Origin of the sequence: Formosa sp. Hel1_31_208 (assembly GCF_900104785.1) — a bacterium.
In the GTDB taxonomy this organism is placed as follows: Bacteria; Bacteroidota; Bacteroidia; order Flavobacteriales; family Flavobacteriaceae; genus Psychroserpens.
Map to the genome: position 1 here is coordinate 2,600,718 of NZ_LT629733.1, position 17,719 is coordinate 2,618,436.

Below are 17,719 nucleotides of genomic sequence, written 5' to 3' on the forward strand. Positions count from 1 at the left end.
CGTCTAAACATCAATACTTTTATCTTATGAAAAAACACCTTCCTCTCACTTTAAGAATCCTAGTAGCTATTATTTTAATACAAACACTTCGATTTAAATTTACAGGACATGAAGACAGTGTATTCATCTTTACTATGGTTGGACTGGAACCAGTTGGTAGAATTGGTATAGGAATTGCTGAACTTTTAGCTGCAATACTTTTATTAGTAAGAAAAACGGTGTGGATTGGAGCAACCTTAACTTTAGGAATAATCGGAGGCGCTATTAGTATGCATTTAACACAACTGGGTATTGACATAAGAAATGACGGAGGCCTATTATTTTATACGGCACTAATTACCTTCCTACTTGTTTTAGGGATTTTATATATCTATAGAAAAGACATTCCAATATTTGGTAAGAAATTAAGCTTCTAACTCTGAGTAATTATAAATACTTTCTGGTTCATCAATTAATCGCCATTGAAAGTAGAAGAAAACAAATGCCCCAACAAGAAATACAGAATAAACGAAATTGAGAGTGTTATCGAAGTTGCTAATATAGAAATAAGCAATTTGGATGACTTCTGAAAACACGATGAGGATACAACCAATTAATAAATTCATTGATTTTTTACTGTCTTTATACATGTAATTTACTAATGCCAAGCTCACTAAAAACATAATAACCATATTATAAAACAGCTCCACGGCGTATGTGTAATCAAGATCAAACATTGAACTTTCCAAATCGGTAATCATGTAAACTACAAAAATACCAAGACCAAATAATAATAAAATTTGAAATGGAAACTTAACAAGTGCTTTCCTAAAATTCATTATCGTAAATATTCGGGCAATAAGACATAAATAAGCACATATAAAAAGCACGTTGCCAATGATGTAGTATATATCAATGGTTTCGCCCTCATCTGGAAAGTAATCGTAAGTGAAGTAATTAAAAACTTCAGCGGTAGTGAAAAAAACTAAAAACAATATAAATAACGGATGTTTAACTCGCACAGTACTAAAATAAAGCACCACAAGCAACAACATCGCTAAAGCCTTTATCCCAAAAGCTTCCAATTCCAGACCCTTGAATTGTAAGCCAAGAAAAAACACACTTAAGGCGATTAAAATAACGCCAAGTATTTTACTTAATTGCATAATTTTATTCTTAATAGCAAAACAAATATATATAAAAATTACATATAAACGAATAAAAACGCATTTAATCGATTAATTTTAACACAAAGTAGGAAATTTACTTCAATAAGTCTAAAAATGCAATCTCGGTAAGTATTGGGATATTTAATGATTCTGCCTTTATTCGCTTACTTGGTCCCATATTGGCACCTGCAACGACATAACTTGTTTTAGATGAGATGGAAGATGATACTTTTCCGCCATTATCCTCTATTAGTTTTTTAAGCTCTGTTCTTGACACAGTTTCAAAAACTCCTGAAACAACAATCGATAGCCCTTTGAGCTTATCAGTTTGATTGGCGAGAAGGTCTGCAGACAATTCTAATTGCACACCAAAGTCCTTGAGTTTATGAATAATGATTCTATTTTCTTCGGAAGCAAAAAACTCGACAACACTCTCTGCAATGCGCTCACCAATTTCATCTACAGCAATTAAATCTTCAACCGAAGCCCTACTAATAGCATCTATACTTTTGTAGTGTTTAGCTAACTTTTTAGCGACTGTCTCACCCACATATCGAATTCCAATGGCAAACAAAACACGCTCAAAAGGAATTAGTTTTGATGCTTCAATTCCATTTATCAAATTTTCAGCACTTTTTTCCGCCATGCGTTCAAGAGGCAGGACCTCTTTTTTAGTAAGCGTGTATAAATCTGAATAGTTGGAAATCAAACCCTCGTTCACTAAAAGCGCTACAGTTTCCCCTCCTAGTCCCTCAATATCCATGGCTTTTCGAGAAATAAAATGTTGAATTCGTCCGATAATTTGGGGATTACAGCCATTATAATTTGGACAATAATGCTTAGCATCCCCTTCCTGCCTAATCAATTCTGTATGACATTCGGGACAATTAGTAATATACTGCGTCGGTTTAGAATCTAATGGACGTTTACTTAAATCTACCGCAATAATCTTAGGAATAATCTCTCCACCTTTTTCAACAAACACTTCATCGCCTTCTCTAATGTCTAGTTTTTCAATCTGATCTGCATTATGTAGTGAAGCACGCTTTACTGTTGTACCAGCTAATTCTACTGGCTCTAAGTTAGCAACAGGGGTAATGGCTCCTGTTCTACCCACCTGATAGGTGATTTCATTTAAACGTGTTAATACCTGTTCTGCCTTAAACTTATAGGCCATGGCCCAACGTGGTGCTTTTGCCGTGTAACCTAATTCATCTTGTTGCTGCAAACTATTTACTTTTATCACGACACCATCTGTTTCATAAGGTAGGTCATGACGATGCACATCCCAATATTCAATGAATTCTAATACCTCATCCACAGATGTTGCTAATTTGGCTGCTTCTGGTACTTTAAAACCCATTTGTCTTGCCCTTTCTAATCCATCAAACTGTGTAGATATTCCAAGATTGTTTCCTTTAAGACTATATAATAAACATTCCAACGGTCGCTTAGCTACCTCAGCACTGTCTTGTAACTTCAGACTTCCTGAGGCTGTATTTCTAGGGTTCCTGTAGAGTTCCTCTCCTGCTTCTAATCGTTCATCATTCATTTTTCGAAAGCCTTCAAATGGCAAAACGATTTCTCCACGGATATCAAATTTTTGAGGATAATCCCCTTTTAACTTCAGTGGTACCGATTTAATCGTTTTAATATTTGCTGTTACGTTATCACCTTGTGTTCCATCACCTCGAGTGACTGCTCTTACAAGACTTCCATTTTCATAGGTGAGACTTATTGATGCACCATCATACTTGAGTTCACAAACAAACTCTACGTTGCCATCGATATTTTTTTCAATACGTTTTTCCCAATCCAACAAATCCTCTTTTGAATATGAATTATCTAAGGAGTACATACGATGCTCATGAACCACAGTTTCAAAATTTTTCGTAATCTCTCCACCCACTCTTAAACTCGGTGAGTTTGGATCATAAAACTCTGGATGTTTTGCCTCAAGATCTTGTAATTCTTTAAGCTTCATATCAAACTCATAATCACTAATCGTAGCATTATCTAGAATGTAATAGTTATAATTATGTTCGCGTAACTCTTCGCGAAGACTATGAATTCTCTGTTCTATACTCATTAAAATTGTTGTGAAAAAGTTATCTTTTTACCTTATATTTAAAGCACCTAATATACTAAAATGTACTTCAAAAAAATTGTTGCGATCAGTGTTTTTATTAGCTTTTTATTCAATTGTAAATCTGAGGTGTATGTTCCTGAAATAGCCCAAATTATTCCTATACCCGCAAATCAAACGCTTAACAAAGGTTATTTTGTTTTAGATAATTCCGTTGGAATCTCTTCTCATGATACTTTTAAAGTTTCCGCAGAATTTCTACGTAACTATATTCAAAAAGGAAGCTCAATAGTTCTGGATGACAATAATGATATCCAATTCATTCTTGATGAAACCATTGAAAATACTGAAGGCTATACGCTAGACATTCAACCTTATCAAATTTTTATTAGAGCAAAAACAGATCAAGGCGCTTTCTATGCTGTACAAACTCTGAGACAGCTATTGCCTAAAGACTTTGAAAATGGTTCACTTTCCCAGAAAAGCATAGGTATTCAATGCATAACCATTACCGATGCACCGCAATACCAATATCGTGGCATGCATCTGGATGTGAGTCGACATATGTATTCCGTAGATTTCATCAAAACATACATTGATGCACTAGCTATGTTGAAGATGAATACCTTCCATTGGCATTTAACCGATGATCAAGGTTGGCGCATCGAAATAAAAAAATACCCTAAACTTCAAGAGCATGCTGCCTATAGAAATGAAACCCTTATAGGACATTACAGTGATCAACCCCATCAATTTGACGGTAATCGCTATGGCGGTTATTACACTCAGGAAGATGTAAAAGATATTGTTGCATACGCAAAAACTAGGCATATTACAGTGATTCCGGAAATTGAAATGCCAGGACATGCTCAGGCGGCTATTAGCGCTTATCCTAGTTTAGGTTGTACAGGTGAACCTGTTGATGTGGCAACAAAATGGGGTGTTTTTGAAAATATTTATTGCTCAAAAGATGAGACCTTTTCGTTTTTGGAAGATGTCTTAGATGAAGTGGTTACACTGTTCCCCAGTGAATACATTCATATTGGAGGAGACGAAGCACCTAAAACCAAATGGAAAAATTGTACGCAATGTCAAAACCGAATTAAAACAGAAAATTTAAAAGACGAGCACGAACTTCAAAACTATTTCATCACGCGCATTGAAAACTACCTCAACTCCCAAGGCAAACAAATCATTGGTTGGGACGAAATATTAGAAGGCGGATTAGCTCCCAATGCTACAGTGATGTCATGGCGAGGCACCAAAGGTGCTATAGAAGCGGCAAAACAAAACCATAACGTGGTCATGACACCAACCTCACATTGTTATTTTGATTATTATCAATCAACAAACAGTGACGAACCCTTAGCGATAGGTGGATACCTCCCTTTAGAAAAAGTCTATAATTTTAATCCGATACCTGAAGGACTAACCAAAGAAGAGGCGAAATATATTCTAGGCGCACAAGGTAATATATGGACCGAATACATGCCAACTCAAAATCAAGTAGAATATATGGCATTTCCGAGAATACTTGCCATGAGTGAAGTGGTCTGGTCTAAAAATGAGAATAAAGATTACACAGATTTCACAAAGCGTGTTGAACATTTTAATGAACGCCTCGATGCTATAGATGTAAACTATGCCAATCATTTATATGAAATTTCGGGTGACGTCTTAAAAAATAAGGACGAACTAGCATATCAATTAACTACTGTGACCAATGGAAAAATAATACGGCTGACTATGAATGGTACTGATCCTGATGATGAATCACGACCATATATAGAGCCTATTCGTATTGATACCTCGAAAACAATAAAGGCAGCTGTATTTAGTTCAAAAACGAACAAAAAATTAGGTACAACATTTACAAAACAGTTTAATTACCATAAAGCCGTTGGCAAAACAATTTCAATTGATAAAATCCCACATCAATCCTATTTAGGAAGTGGACCAGATGGACTTATAAACAGTATTTCGGGGAGTGACTCACGTTATGGTGATAAAGAATGGTTAGGGTTTTGGGGTGAGGATATTGAAATTACAATCGATTTGGGAGAAGAAGTTCAAATCTATTCAGTAGAAACACGATTCTATAATAGTAACGGTCAATGGATTTACGCGCCAAACAAAGTAAAATTAGAGCTTGACAATGATTTAGTAATAAATCATTTAGAACAGCGAGAGCAATTAATAATTACAACAAAATTTAATCTCAATCAACGCTCTCGATATATCAAACTTAGAATCCCAAACTTCGGCACCATTCCAAAGGGCAAACAAGGAGCCGGACAAAAGGCATGGACCTTTATAGACGAAATAATAATCAACTAATATGTTGCTAGAAATCTGCGCAAACTCTTACCAATCGGCTAAAAATGCTCAAATAGCTGGAGCACAACGCATCGAACTTTGTAGTGAATTATCCGTTGGTGGCATTACACCATCTTACGGATTAATAAATCAGGTGATTTCCGATTTAGACATTGAAACCTTTGTGCTCATCAGACCCAGAAGTGGAAATTTTTGTTATTCGGAAGAAGAGTTCGAAATCATAAAAAAGAACATTGAAATCTGTAAAACTATAGGTTGCCACGGGATTGTATCTGGTGTATTAAAACCTGATAATACCATAGATTTAAAAAGAACTCGAAATCTCATTGAATTATCAAAACCATTAGCATTTACATTTCATCGGGCATTTGATATTGTTCCGAATCCGAAAGATGCAATAGACCAACTCATCGACTTAGGAGTAGATAGAATTCTAACCTCTGGACAACATTCTAAAGCGATAGACGGATTGGAGACCTTAAAAGATTTGAAGCAACACGCAAAAAACTATATAACGCTTTTGGTTGGAAGCCGTGTGTCTTCGAAAAATGCCAAATACTTTAAAGATGAAGGTTTTGAGGAACTACATGCGTCAGCTTCCGAAGCTATGAATACAGAATCTTCTGTCTATTTTGGGAGCACACCTCAAACAGTATCGAGTATAAAAGAAATTAAAGCTATTTTAAAAGCCATTGCAGATGAAGTATAGCATTGTCATCATTCTGGTGTTCTCTATAATGAGCTGCCAACCCAAACATGACATACCAATTTCAATTGATTTACATAGTCATTGGCAGTATAAATCTCTTAATGATTCGATTTGGAGCTCAGCAAAAGTACCTGGCAATGTGCATTCCGATTTGTTAGATCATAAACGGATTGAGCATCCTTTTATTAGTAATAATGAAGACAGCTTACAATGGATTTCAGATACCGATTGGGAATACAAATCGACTTTTGACGTCGATAAAGAAACGCTTGATAAAAACCATATTGAGCTTAATTTTAAAGGTTTAGACACCTATGCTTCAGTGTTTTTGAATGATAGTTTAATTCTAAAAACAGATAATGCATTCAGAGCATTTTCAGTGGATGTCAAATCGGCTCTAAAACCCCAAAATGACTTACGCATTGTTTTTGAACGCAGCTCTATTTCCGAAGAACAAGAGAAAGCAAAACTGAATTACCAACTCCCAGAAGGCAATCGCATATTTACAAGAAAAGCACAATTTCAATATGGTTGGGATTGGGGACCAAAACTCAATACGAGCGGTATATGGCGGCCTGTAACTCTAGAGACTTGGAATGAGCTTAAACTCAACCACGTCTTTATCAAATTAGATGAGTTAAATGACATTAGTGCCAATTTATCAATGCATCTCGATATTAAAAACACCTCTGAAGCACCCTTACAATATGATGTTTATATTAATAATAAGCTTCACAAATCCTTTGAAAACATAAGAGCTGATAGCACTACCGACTTTAATATTAAAATTGAAAATCCAAAACGTTGGTGGCCACATAATTTAGGAGACCCCTATTTGTACGATTTTAAAGTAGTCGTGCGTGATAACAAAAGAATCCTAGATAGTATATCCGCAAAAAAGGGATTGAGAACTATTGACTTAATTACTAAAAAAGATAGTATTGGCGAGTCCTTCTATTTTAAAATCAATGGTATTCCCGTATATATGAAAGGTGCCAATTATATTCCGCAAAATAGTATGCAAAACAAAGTCACAGACGCTCATTATGAAAAACTTTTAGATGATGTTGTTGATGCTAATATGAATATGCTTAGAGTTTGGGGAGGTGGCATCTATGAAAATGATATGTTTTATAATTTGTGTGATGAAAAAGGGATTCTAATCTGGCAAGATTTTATGTTTGCTTGTGCCATGTATCCTGGTGACAACGACTTTCTTGACAATGTACAACAAGAAGCTATTCAAAATGTAAAACGTTTACGAAATCATGCTTCTATTGCTTTATGGTGTGGAAATAATGAAAACTCTGAAGGTTGGCATCGATGGGGTTGGCAGAATGATAAAAGCGATGAAGAAAAAGACCAAATTTGGAACAACTATTTAAAAGTTTTCGATAGCATTCTTCCTAATACAGTCAACAAATTAACGAATACTGATTATTGGGAAAGTTCTCCGCGTTACGGTCGTGGAAATCTGAAATATAAAACCGAAGGTGATGCTCACGATTGGTGGGTTTGGCATGATGCCTACCCTTTTGAGCATCTTGAAGAGAACGTCCCACGATTTATGAGTGAGTTTGGGTTTCAGTCGTTTCCTAGTTATGAAGCGATTCGCTATAGTAATCAGAGTGATTCATTAGAGATTACCTCGGAAGCGTTTAAAAATCATCAAAAGCATGTTCGTGGTTTTGAGCTCATTGATGAATATATGCAACGTGATTTCCCTGTTCCAAATACTGTAGAAGATTACGTGTATGTCAGTCAGTTGTTACAAGCTTACGGCATCACAAAAGGTATTGAAGCGCATCGTAGAGCCAAACCTTACAATATGGGAACTTTATATTGGCAACTTAACGATTGTTGGCCAGCAGTGTCTTGGTCGAGTATCGATTACTTCGGAAATTGGAAAGCTTTACATTATCAGGCTAAAAAAGCGTTTGAAAATGTATTAGTCTCTAATACGATTGAAAATGACACTTTAAAAACCTTTGTTATTAATGATTATTCTGGATCATTTTATGATATGCTGTCTATTAAAGTTCTCGATTTTAATGGACGCATAATAAAGACATACTCAAAAGGGTTAGATATTAAACCTAACTCTAGCACTTTAATGCATACGATAGCTCTAAACACTCTTGATATTACTAAAAATGAAGTTGTGATTGTCTCAGAGTTTAGCGACACACACTCTTATTTCTACTTGGTAAAACCCAAAGACCTAAAACTCTTAAAAGCATCAATTGAGCGCACCATTACAAAAACAAATAAGGGGTTTCAAATCACCTTACAAAGTACGACGCTTCAAAAAAACGTGTTTCTCTACACTAAGGAAAAAGGTCATTTTAGTGATAATTATTTTGACTTATTGCCAAATAAAATTATTGTAATTGAGTTTGAAACGAATTGTAAGGCTATTGATGATTTAAAAATTAAAACTTTAAATCATCTTATAGAATGAGATGCTAAAACAAATTCCGTACGAGTTGTAATATACATTTGTTTTGTTATTTGATCCCTTTGATGATTCTATCCTTTCCAAAAATATCGGTTTTTAATGCAACGTCTTTGAAACCAAAATTTTTCATCAATGCAATCATTTCTGCTCCTAAATATTCATTGATTTCAAAATATAAAGTACCGCTATCTTTTAGGTTTAATAGAGCAAACTCACAGATGGCTTTATAAAATTGCAGTGGATTCTTATCTTCCACAAATAAGGCCAAATGCGGTTCATAATCTAATACATTGGATGTGATTTCCTCTTTTTCGAGGTTGCGAATATATGGTGGATTTGAGACAATAATATCATAACTATTAGATGCAAAAACACGTGTATTATGACGAGGGTTTAGTATATCATTGCAAATAAATTCAATATCAACCGTATTCATCTCTGCATTCCTTTTGGCTACTTTTAAAGCCGCTTCGGACACATCTAAGGCTGAAACTTTCGCTTGTTGAAGCTGCTTAGCTAAGGAAATTGCAATGCAACCTGAACCCGTTCCAATATCAATAATTTTTAGAGGCGTATCTATTGTAATTGAAGAAACATCATCTAATATTAAAGCCACTAACTCTTCAGTTTCAGGTCTCGGAATTAAGGTTTCCGAATTTACTTTAAACGGCAATCCATAAAACTCTGTTTCGCCCAATATATACTGAATTGGTTGTTCCAATTTAAGTGCACTCAAGGCTTCAAAAATTGGTTGCTCTTCTGTTTTTAAAATGGCGTATTCAGGATCCATAACTAGATGAATGCGCTTGATTCCCAAATAATGTTCAACCACCAGATTAAAAAAGGAATCTACTTCGTTATTTCCGTAGAGACTATCTAGTTCAGTATGATAGATATGTAAAATAGCTTTTAATCTCATAGCTCCTTGGTCATCCAAACACCACAGGAATAATGACCTGTATCTCCTAAAGGCTCGGTTCTGTGTTGAAATCCGAATACCTCATAAATATGAATCGCCGCTTTTAACTGGGAAGCTGTTTCTAAATAAACGGTTTCAAAACCAAAATCTTTTGCCGCTTTTAAACAGGTCTCAAACATCTTTTTACCGAAACCTTTACCTCTTACTTTTGGAGAGAAATACATTTTTTGCAGCTCACAAACATTGCCTTTAAAATCTTTGAGTTGTTTTATTCCAGCCCCACCTAACACTTCTGTATCATTAGCTAAGACAAAATATATCTGTCGGTCACCTTGATAAGATTCGTACATGAAAGGTGTTTCTGCATCTTCATAAGCGGTGCCTTTCAACGGAATATTAAATTCTGGAAAACACCCTTTAATCACCGCTTCTATTTGCAGATTGTCTTCTGGTTGAATTTCCCTAATAATGATATTATTATGACTCACTTTATTATAGTATTTTTACAGCGTGAAGGTACGTTAAATCTCATAAAAAATTAAATGAAGAAACTGATTATCTTATCAATACTTTTCCTCTTTTGTTTGAGTTGCTCAGTCAATGAAAAGCCCGAATTCTTAAAAATAGACAATATTAAAGTTCTAGAATCCACATCTAATTATGTGACACTAACTGCTGATGCCTATTTTTTAAATCCGAATGATATTGGTGGTGTACTTAAATCTGATGGTATAAAAGTATTTGTAAATGATAATGAAATGGCAATTGTAAGCTCAAAGAGTTTTGATGTGCCAACCAATAAAGAATTTTCAATTCCGCTAATGGCGAGTGTTCCCACAGACAGTATTTTGAGTACTAAAAATATGGGCAGTCTCATTGGCAGTTTATTTAGTCAGAAACTTAAAGTGCAGTATATTGGCGATATCCAATATAAGGTATTTGGTTTTTCACACAGGTACCAAGTAGATAAAACTGAAGACGTAAAGATTAAACTTTAATATTGACAACTCACGAAACTTACATACAGCGCTGCATTGATATCGCAAAAAACGGATTAGGAAATACAGCTCCTAACCCAATGGTGGGCTGTGTGATAGTCCATGAGGGAAAGATTATTGGCGAAGGCTATACGAGTGCTTATGGCGGTAATCATGCCGAAGTGAATGCTATAAATGCCGTATCAGATAAAACTGTGCTAAGCGCAGCTTCACTATATGTCACTCTTGAGCCTTGCGTACATTTTGGAAAAACACCACCATGCAGTGATCTAATTATCAAATTTAGAATTCCAAATGTCATCATTGGTTGTGTAGACGATAATGAGCAAGTTGCTGGAAAAGGAATAATTAAACTTAGACAAACTGGTTGCAACGTTACTGTTGGTGTTTTAGAAACTGAATGCAAACAGCATCACAAACGTTTCTTTACGTTTCACAATAAAAAACGTCCGTATATAATATTGAAATGGGCCGAAACTTCAAATGGTTATATTGCACCCTCTACGAAAGACAAAAAAGAACCCGTCTGGATTACTAATATGTTTTCAAGACAATTAGTTCATAAATGGCGCTCAGAAGAACAAGCTATTCTCGTTGGTACGACTACCGTAACAGAAGACAATCCCTGTTTAACTATTCGTGATTGGACAGGAAAACAACCGATTCGCATTGTAATTGATAGACAACATAAGTTATTAAAAAAGCATGCTGTTTTTAATAGCGATGCAGAAACCATAATTATGTCTGAAGATACGATCAATTTTAGCCTACCTGTTGCGGCTCAAATTGCCAAATTATTGCATGCTAGAGATATTAACTCTGTTATTATCGAGGGTGGAGCGAAAACACTTCAAACCTTTATTGATGAAAACCTATGGGACGAAGCTCGCGTTTTTACTGGCAAGTCTATGTTCAATAATGGAACAAAAGCACCCAAATTTTCAGGAAAGCTCATTTCAGAAGCATTTATTTTAAATGATATTTTAAAACAATATGTCAATAATTAAAACGATTATATTCGATTTTGGTGACGTCTTCATTAATTTAGACAAAGAAGGCGCCATGCAAAATGCACTCAACTTATTCGAAATCGATGCATTACCAAAGGATCTTATTGCCATAAACACCTTATACGAGCAAGGATTAATATCTACCGAAGAATTTGTAACATTTTATACTAACAATTTCCCTAAGCTATCGAAAAGAGACATTATTAATGCTTGGAATTATATCTTAAGAGATTTCCCGATTAAAAGATTAGATTTTCTTAAAGAACTTGCTCAAAACAACAACTACAATCGCATCCTTTTGAGTAATACTAACGAGCTACATATCAATTGGGTTATTGATCGAATTCCATTTTATAAAGAATTCAAAGCCTCTTTTGATCAGTATTATTTATCACATGAGATTAACTTAAGAAAGCCAAATAAAGCAATTTATGAGTTCGTATTGCAACACAATAATTTGAAAGCTGAAGAATGCTTCTTCGTTGATGACACCAAAGAAAACACTGATGCTGCTGCGAGTTTAGGAATTAAGGTTTGGAATATTGATGAAACAAAAGAAGACGTTGTAGATTTGTTCACCATTAATCAGCATCTATTTTGATATATCTTTTACTCAGTATAACAGCGTCAACACTCATTTTTATCTTATTTAAATTATTTAATAAATACGGTATAAATACACTCCAGGCGATTGTTATCAATTATCTAACAGCTTGTTTATTCGGACTTTGGAGTTATGATGCGCCAATTAATATAAATGAGATCATAGCCTCACAATGGGTTTATGGTGCTATTGGATTGGGGTTTTTGTTTATTGCAATTTTTAATGTCATGGCGCTTACTGCACAACGCAACGGACTTTCAGTAGCATCAGTTGCTTCAAAAATGAGTGTCATTATCCCCGTTATATTTGGTGTTTATGTGTATCATGAAGGCGTTGGTTTTCAAAAAATTATTGGTATTGTACTCGCATTGGTATCAGTTTATCTTACTTCGGTAAAACCAAAATCTACAACCAATGTTACCAAAGGACTCTGGCTGCCTATCTTATTATTCTTTGGTTCTGGAGTCATTGACACCTCTATAAAATATATAGAAACAACCTATTTACCAGAGAATGGTATTCCGATATTTTCTGCAACTATTTTCGCTTTTGCATTTATCATTGGTTCAGCAGTTTTAATGATCAAAGCATTAAAAAAATCATTTAGAGTTCCATTCAAAACCTTTATCGGCGGAAGTATTTTAGGTGTCGTTAATTATTTTTCTATTTATTATTTACTTAAAGCATTGAACCATGACAGTTTGGAAAGCTCAACCTTATTTACGGTGAACAATGTCGCTATTGTCATGGCATCAACCTTACTAGGTCTATTTATCTTTAAGGAACAAATTTCAAAAATGAATTGGGTTGGAATCGCATTGGCTATCGTATCCATTATAATAGTAACTTTAGCTTAAATGGAGCACACCGATATTTACAGAACGATAACCAAGCCTTCTGAGGAAATTCTATTCAAAGATAAAAACAGTAAATTTTTTGGATATGCATTTCCAGTGACTTCGGAAGAACATGTTAAAGAACATTTGGAAAGCTTAAAAAAACAACATCATGCGGCACGGCATTGTTGTTATGCCTATCAATTTGGAATGCAAGAAAATAACTTTGTATTTAGAGCCAATGATGATGGTGAGCCCAATAACAGTGCTGGAATGCCTATCTACGGTCAAATACAATCTTTTGAAGTTACCAATATATTGGTAGTCGTTGTCCGCTATTTTGGAGGGGTGAAATTAGGAGTTGGTGGGCTAATTAATGCCTATAGAACTGCGGCTCAGATGGCACTAGATACAGTTCAGATTAAAGAACGCACAGTCAATATTAGATATGCCATCTCTTTTGATTATAAAAACATGAATAAAGTCATGCGAATTATCAAAGAAAAAAACCTCAAAGTGATTAATCAAACCCTAGAATTGAGTTGTGAACTTATTATTTCGGTACGATTAAATGATTCCAAATCGATTTTTGAAACGTTTGATAAATTATATGAGATTAACATAAAGGCGTTAAACGATTAAATTTGCAGTTTGTCTAAAATATAATCAGGACATTTTGTAGGGCGTTTCTTAGAAACATCAATAAATGCTAAAACTGAATTTCCCGTTGCTAATAATTCATCGTTTTCATTTAATATTTCATAATCAAATTCAATTTTTACAGCAGGTTTTTTTACGAGTTTAGTCTTTACTTTAATGATGTCATCATAACAGGCTGACTTTTTGTAATTTATGGAAAGTGAGATGACGGGCAACATAATACCGCTCTCCTCCATTTGACTGTAAGAAAAACCCATTTTACGTAACCACTCTGTTCTACCCATTTCAAAATATTGCGCGTAATTGCCGTGATACACTACACCCATCTGATCGGTCTCTCCATAACGCACTCTAAATTGTATCTCATCAAATTTGCAAAGGTTGGACATAGTTTTTGATATTTTTTTTGTAATTTCGGACCGACTTAAACATGAGGAAAAAATTCTTAATATTCAACCCTTTTTGATTTTTTTATTAAGAAATTTGTTCACATATTTGTCTCATAAGAATGATTCAAGAGAAACTCGAATTTCTCTTTTTTTTGCTGACTAACTAACAAACGAAAAAAACTAACTTAGAGAATGGATGTAACTGCGCAATCGGTTTGGAACAACTGTCTGTCTTTTATAAAAGACAACATACAACCACAAGCCTATAAAACTTGGTTTGAACCAATAGTAGCAGTAAAGCTCTCTGATAACGCTTTAAGTATTCAAGTCCCTAGTAAATTTTTCTATGAGTGGCTAGAAGAACACTACGTTAAAATATTAAAAGTTGCTTTAACAAAACAATTAGGAGAAACTGCCAAATTGGTTTATGTAATCAAAATGGAAAACACCTATGGAAACAAGCAGCCATTTACTGAAAAAATACCTAGTTCTAATCGTGGCGCTCTAAAATCTCAAGATGTAGACGTTCCTCTAAATAATAAAAATCCAGAATTAAAAAACCCTTTTGTTATACCAGGCATCAGAAATGTAAAAATTGAGTCTCAACTCAATCCAAATTACAGTTTTGAAAACTTCCTGGAAGGTGATTCTAATCGTTTAGCAAGAAATGCTGGTTTAGCCGTTGCGAATAAACCTGGAGGCACATCCTTTAATCCGCTTCTCATTTTTGGTGGTGTTGGTTTAGGAAAAACACATCTTGCTCATGCCATTGGTGTTGACATCAAGGATAAATATCCTGAAAAAACAGTTTTATATATTTCCGCTGAAAAATTTACACAACAATATATCGATTCTGTAAAAAAGAACAATCGAAATGATTTTATTCACTTCTATCAAATTATAGATGTCTTAATTATTGATGATGTTCAATTTTTATCGGGCAAGTCAGGAACTCAAGACGTATTTTTCCATATTTTCAATCACTTACATCAAAATGGGAAACAAGTTATTTTAACCAGTGACAAAGCTCCTGTGGATATGCAAGACATTGAACAACGTCTCCTATCACGCTTTAAATGGGGACTTTCTGCGGAACTTCAAAGTCCTGACTTCGAAACCAGAGTATCAATACTCAAAAACAAACTCTATCGTGATGGTGTTGAAATGCCTGATGAAATTGTAGAGTATGTTGCAAAGCATATCAAAACAAATGTTCGAGAACTGGAAGGCGCCATTATTTCCTTAATTGCACAATCCTCTTTTAATAAGAAAGAAATTACAGTAAATCTTGCGAAAGAAATCGTTGAGAAATTTGTAAAAAACACGAAACGCGAAGTCTCTATAGATTATATCCAAAAGGTAGTTTCAGATTATTTCCAAATGGATGTGAGCACCTTACAATCTAAAACACGTAAACGTCACATTGTACAAGCTAGACAATTAGCAATGTTCTTTGCTAAAAAATACACTAAGGCGTCATTAGCAAGTATAGGCTCTCAAATAGGTAAACGAGATCATGCCACTGTTTTACACGCGTGTAAAACCGTAGACAACCTATCTTCTACAGATAAGCAATTCAGAAAATACGTTGAAGACCTTTCAAAAAAACTTTCTCTTTAAAATCAACTAATGAAAAGTATTCTCATGGTGTGCTTAGGTAATATTTGCCGCTCACCTTTAGCTCATGGAATTTTAGAATCTAAACTTCCTGAGAGTGAATTCTATGTCGATTCCGCAGGTACTGCAAACTATCATGTTGGGGATCTTCCAGATCACCGATCGATTGCTGTAGCGAAATCTCACGGTATCGATATATCTCATCAAAGTGGAAGACAGTTTCTGGTGAGTGACTTTGATGCTTTTGATCATATTTTTGTTATGGATCATTCTAATTTTACAAATGTTATAAATTTAGCAAGATCCAATGAAGATATTGCAAAGGTAAAGTTGATGTTAGAGGTAAATGCTAATAATAAACAGCAACATGTTCCAGATCCCTATTATGGCGATATGTCCGACTTTGAACACGTATTTAAATTACTGGATAAAGCTTGTGCAAAATTATCTAAGACTCTTATAAACGAAAGCGCATAATCATTTTCACAATAATACTGGCGTTTTTTTTCGTATTTTGTAAACACATTCCTTAAAATCTAGAAAAATGAAAAAAATCGCACTTTTCTTCGCCTACATCTTTATATCAAATACTTATGCCCAAGATATTAGTTTAGAACTATATGCATCGGGGTTTTCTAGTCCTGTGAATGCTAAACATGCCGGTGACGATCGACTCTTTGTTGTTGAACGCGCAGGGGTTATTAAAATCATTGAAGCCGACGGCAGCGTAGGTAGTGTTCCATTTTTAAATATTGATTCTAGAGTAAGTAATAATGGTGGCGAACAAGGCTTGCTTGCATTGGCATTTCACCCTAACTATACAACTAATGGTTTTTTTTATGTGAATTACATCAATAATATAGGTGATACCGTGATTTCTAGATTTACGAGAAGCTCGGTTAGTCTTGCAGATCCAAATTCAGAAGTTATCTTGCTAACGATATTCCAACCCTTTTCAAATCATAATGGAGGCGACATGCATTTTGGTCCAAATGATGGATATCTTTATATATCCACTGGTGACGGAGGTTCTGGAGGCGATCCAGGAAATAGAGCTCAAAATTTAGGTTTGTTATTGGGTAAAATATTAAGAATAGATGTCGATGGCACTAGCAACGGTAATTATGGAATTCCTGCAGACAATCCATTTGTTTCCAATACTGCTGCGATGGATGAAATTTGGGCTTACGGATTAAGAAATCCATGGAAGTTTTCTTTTGATAGATCTAATGGTGATATGTGGATAGCAGACGTTGGCCAGAGCACAAGAGAAGAAATTAATCATGTCTCTTCAACTTCTACAGGAGGCGAAAACTATGGCTGGAAATGCTTTGAAGGCACCACAACTTTTAGCAGTGGCGCAGGATGTAATACCATCACACATCAACCTCCAGTTGCTGAATATAATTATGGTGGTAATCCATTCAAATGTTCTATTACAGGAGGATATCGTTATAGAGGAACCATACAAACAGGCCTTCTAGATTTATTCTTCTTTGCAGATTTTTGTAGTGACGAAATTGGTGTAGTTGAAGAAATAAGTCCGAATAATTTCAATTTAACATTTTTAGATCGTTTTATTGGAGAAGGGTTTTCGACTTTTGCTGAAGACGTGAATGGCGAACTTTATGCTATTGGCTTAATTTCGGGAAGCATTTTTAGAATAGAAGATGCCAATTTAAGTATCAATGAATCTACTTTAAATGACATTAAAATGTATCCTAATCCAGTTAACAACCTGCTAACTTTTGATTTAGTAAACACGTCAAACATAGTCAGTGAGATTCGAATTAACGATGTACAAGGAAAACGTATTCAAACACACACTAACTTTCAAGAACAATTGTTAACAATATCAACAAAATCACTCACAAGTGGTTTATATCTCATAGAAATTATAGATATACGAGGAAATAGTAATATTCGTAAACTGATTGTAGATTAATCC

17 protein-coding genes are annotated in these 17,719 nt (G+C 34.7%); 12 read left to right on the forward strand and 5 right to left on the reverse strand.

Going from position 1 to position 17,719, the window contains the following annotated elements:
- Window positions 1-26 precede the first annotated feature (26 nt).
- Complete coding sequence (locus tag BLT57_RS11785; protein WP_091425911.1) at window positions 27-416, forward strand: DoxX family protein; 390 nt, start codon at window positions 27-29, stop codon at window positions 414-416.
- Here the strand turns inward: BLT57_RS11785 and BLT57_RS11790 are convergent.
- Both BLT57_RS11790 and ligA read right to left on the reverse strand, forming a co-directional pair.
- Window positions 405-1,145 (reverse strand): hypothetical protein, encoded by a 741-nt coding sequence (locus BLT57_RS11790; protein WP_091425913.1) that lies wholly within the window; start codon window positions 1,143-1,145, stop codon window positions 405-407. The two genes, BLT57_RS11785 and BLT57_RS11790, sit on opposite strands and share 12 nt — an antisense overlap.
- A 97-nt stretch (window positions 1,146-1,242) precedes the next feature.
- Window positions 1,243-3,237, reverse strand: coding sequence for an NAD-dependent DNA ligase LigA (gene ligA, locus BLT57_RS11795; RefSeq protein WP_091425914.1), 1,995 nt, complete (start codon window positions 3,235-3,237; stop codon window positions 1,243-1,245).
- A gap of 60 nt (window positions 3,238-3,297) precedes the next feature.
- Here ligA and BLT57_RS11800 point away from each other — a divergent pair, with 60 nt between their 5' ends.
- The 3 genes from BLT57_RS11800 to BLT57_RS11810 are packed head-to-tail and all read left to right on the forward strand — an operon-like array spanning window position 3,298 to window position 8,741.
- Window positions 3,298-5,571, forward strand: a complete 2,274-nt coding sequence (locus BLT57_RS11800; protein WP_091425916.1) for a beta-N-acetylhexosaminidase — start codon at window positions 3,298-3,300, stop codon at window positions 5,569-5,571.
- 1 nt (window position 5,572) lies between these two features.
- Window positions 5,573-6,280, forward strand: coding sequence for a copper homeostasis protein CutC (locus tag BLT57_RS11805; RefSeq protein WP_091425917.1), 708 nt, complete (start codon window positions 5,573-5,575; stop codon window positions 6,278-6,280).
- Window positions 6,270-8,741: a glycoside hydrolase family 2 protein gene (locus BLT57_RS11810; protein WP_091425919.1), complete on the forward strand. Its 2,472-nt coding sequence runs from the start codon at window positions 6,270-6,272 to the stop codon at window positions 8,739-8,741. The genes BLT57_RS11805 and BLT57_RS11810 overlap by 11 nt, the downstream gene beginning before the upstream one ends.
- Before the next feature lie 46 nt (window positions 8,742-8,787).
- Here BLT57_RS11810 and prmC read toward each other — a convergent pair whose 3' ends face one another.
- Window positions 8,788-9,657 carry a peptide chain release factor N(5)-glutamine methyltransferase gene (gene prmC, locus BLT57_RS11815; protein WP_091425921.1) on the reverse strand — a complete coding sequence of 290 codons (870 nt, stop codon included), beginning with the start codon at window positions 9,655-9,657 and terminating at the stop codon, window positions 8,788-8,790.
- The gene (locus tag BLT57_RS11820) at window positions 9,654-10,145 is read right to left on the reverse strand and encodes a GNAT family N-acetyltransferase (RefSeq protein ID WP_091425922.1); all 492 of its coding nucleotides are present in this window, start codon (window positions 10,143-10,145) and stop codon (window positions 9,654-9,656) included. The genes prmC and BLT57_RS11820 overlap by 4 nt, the downstream gene beginning before the upstream one ends.
- 54 nt (window positions 10,146-10,199) lie before the next feature.
- On the opposite strand from BLT57_RS11820, the gene BLT57_RS11825 reads away from it, so the two are divergent.
- From BLT57_RS11825 to BLT57_RS11845, 5 genes are read left to right on the forward strand one after another with little or no spacing between them, the layout of a single operon-like run.
- Window positions 10,200-10,655: a hypothetical protein gene (locus tag BLT57_RS11825; protein ID WP_091425924.1), complete on the forward strand. Its 456-nt coding sequence runs from the start codon at window positions 10,200-10,202 to the stop codon at window positions 10,653-10,655.
- A 2-nt stretch (window positions 10,656-10,657) separates the two neighbouring features.
- Window positions 10,658-11,662: a bifunctional diaminohydroxyphosphoribosylaminopyrimidine deaminase/5-amino-6-(5-phosphoribosylamino)uracil reductase RibD gene (ribD, locus tag BLT57_RS11830; protein ID WP_091425925.1), complete on the forward strand. Its 1,005-nt coding sequence runs from the start codon at window positions 10,658-10,660 to the stop codon at window positions 11,660-11,662.
- Window positions 11,649-12,266, forward strand: coding sequence for an HAD-IA family hydrolase (locus tag BLT57_RS11835; RefSeq protein ID WP_369825371.1), 618 nt, complete (start codon window positions 11,649-11,651; stop codon window positions 12,264-12,266). The genes ribD and BLT57_RS11835 overlap by 14 nt, the downstream gene beginning before the upstream one ends.
- Window positions 12,263-13,126, forward strand: coding sequence for a DMT family transporter (locus BLT57_RS11840; protein WP_091425928.1), 864 nt, complete (start codon window positions 12,263-12,265; stop codon window positions 13,124-13,126). Before BLT57_RS11835 ends, BLT57_RS11840 begins: the two co-directional genes overlap by 4 nt.
- On the forward strand, window positions 13,127-13,747 hold the full coding sequence (locus BLT57_RS11845) for a YigZ family protein (protein WP_091425930.1): 621 nt from the start codon (window positions 13,127-13,129) through the stop codon (window positions 13,745-13,747).
- Here the strand turns inward: BLT57_RS11845 and BLT57_RS11850 are convergent.
- Entirely contained in the window at window positions 13,744-14,154 is a 411-nt protein-coding gene (locus tag BLT57_RS11850) for a thioesterase family protein (RefSeq protein ID WP_091425932.1), read from the reverse strand. The two genes, BLT57_RS11845 and BLT57_RS11850, sit on opposite strands and share 4 nt — an antisense overlap.
- A gap of 192 nt (window positions 14,155-14,346) precedes the next feature.
- On the opposite strand from BLT57_RS11850, the gene dnaA reads away from it, so the two are divergent.
- The 3 genes from dnaA to BLT57_RS11865 all read left to right on the forward strand — a co-directional run bounded on the left by dnaA (window position 14,347) and on the right by BLT57_RS11865 (window position 17,716).
- On the forward strand, window positions 14,347-15,774 hold the full coding sequence (dnaA, locus tag BLT57_RS11855) for a chromosomal replication initiator protein DnaA (RefSeq protein ID WP_091425934.1): 1,428 nt from the start codon (window positions 14,347-14,349) through the stop codon (window positions 15,772-15,774).
- Between the two features lie 9 nt (window positions 15,775-15,783).
- Window positions 15,784-16,248 carry a low molecular weight protein-tyrosine-phosphatase gene (locus tag BLT57_RS11860; protein ID WP_091425936.1) on the forward strand — a complete coding sequence of 155 codons (465 nt, stop codon included), beginning with the start codon at window positions 15,784-15,786 and terminating at the stop codon, window positions 16,246-16,248.
- Between the two features lie 67 nt (window positions 16,249-16,315).
- Window positions 16,316-17,716: a PQQ-dependent sugar dehydrogenase gene (locus BLT57_RS11865; protein WP_091425938.1), complete on the forward strand. Its 1,401-nt coding sequence runs from the start codon at window positions 16,316-16,318 to the stop codon at window positions 17,714-17,716.
- The last annotated feature ends 3 nt before the right edge of the window (window positions 17,717-17,719 follow it).

What these genes read in the sequence shown, in the direction of transcription:
- BLT57_RS11785 (WP_091425911.1), top strand. Translation starts at nt 27, where the DNA reads ATGAAAAAACACCTTCCTCTCACTTTAAGAATCCTAGTAGCTATTATT.
- BLT57_RS11790 (WP_091425913.1), bottom strand. Translation starts at nt 1,145, where the DNA reads ATGCAATTAAGTAAAATACTTGGCGTTATTTTAATCGCCTTAAGTGTG.
- ligA (WP_091425914.1), bottom strand. Translation starts at nt 3,237, where the DNA reads ATGAGTATAGAACAGAGAATTCATAGTCTTCGCGAAGAGTTACGCGAA.
- BLT57_RS11800 (WP_091425916.1), top strand. Translation starts at nt 3,298, where the DNA reads ATGTACTTCAAAAAAATTGTTGCGATCAGTGTTTTTATTAGCTTTTTA.
- BLT57_RS11805 (WP_091425917.1), top strand. Translation starts at nt 5,573, where the DNA reads ATGTTGCTAGAAATCTGCGCAAACTCTTACCAATCGGCTAAAAATGCT.
- BLT57_RS11810 (WP_091425919.1), top strand. Translation starts at nt 6,270, where the DNA reads ATGAAGTATAGCATTGTCATCATTCTGGTGTTCTCTATAATGAGCTGC.
- prmC (WP_091425921.1), bottom strand. Translation starts at nt 9,657, where the DNA reads ATGAGATTAAAAGCTATTTTACATATCTATCATACTGAACTAGATAGT.
- BLT57_RS11825 (WP_091425924.1), top strand. Translation starts at nt 10,200, where the DNA reads ATGAAGAAACTGATTATCTTATCAATACTTTTCCTCTTTTGTTTGAGT.
- BLT57_RS11835 (WP_369825371.1), top strand. Translation starts at nt 11,649, where the DNA reads ATGTCAATAATTAAAACGATTATATTCGATTTTGGTGACGTCTTCATT.
- BLT57_RS11845 (WP_091425930.1), top strand. Translation starts at nt 13,127, where the DNA reads ATGGAGCACACCGATATTTACAGAACGATAACCAAGCCTTCTGAGGAA.
- BLT57_RS11850 (WP_091425932.1), bottom strand. Translation starts at nt 14,154, where the DNA reads ATGTCCAACCTTTGCAAATTTGATGAGATACAATTTAGAGTGCGTTAT.
- dnaA (WP_091425934.1), top strand. Translation starts at nt 14,347, where the DNA reads ATGGATGTAACTGCGCAATCGGTTTGGAACAACTGTCTGTCTTTTATA.
- BLT57_RS11860 (WP_091425936.1), top strand. Translation starts at nt 15,784, where the DNA reads ATGAAAAGTATTCTCATGGTGTGCTTAGGTAATATTTGCCGCTCACCT.
- BLT57_RS11865 (WP_091425938.1), top strand. Translation starts at nt 16,316, where the DNA reads ATGAAAAAAATCGCACTTTTCTTCGCCTACATCTTTATATCAAATACT.